The following is a 201-nucleotide window of genomic DNA, read 5'->3' on the forward strand; positions in this document are numbered from 1 at the left end:
GTTTCTCCCCGGCACAACTGGACGCTCAGGCGTTAGTTGATCTTCTGCGCCCGCTGACCCCGCGTCTGTACTCCATTGCTTCCTCCCAGGCGGAAGTCGAAAGTGAAGTGCACGTGACTGTTGGCGTCGTGCGTTACGACATTGAAGGCCGCGCCCGCGCCGGTGGTGCCTCCAGCTTCCTCGCCGATCGTGTGGAAGAAG

Annotated in this window: 1 pseudogene; it reads left to right on the plus strand. The window is 61.7% G+C overall.

Annotated elements, in window-relative coordinates:
* Positions 1-201: pseudogene (gene cysJ / locus FDX22_RS00645) on the plus strand (NADPH-dependent assimilatory sulfite reductase flavoprotein subunit); the annotation flags it as partial.

The sequence above is a fragment of the Citrobacter sp. TBCS-14 genome (genome assembly GCF_005280805.1).
GTDB classification, from domain to species: Bacteria; Pseudomonadota; Gammaproteobacteria; order Enterobacterales; family Enterobacteriaceae; genus Citrobacter; species Citrobacter gillenii.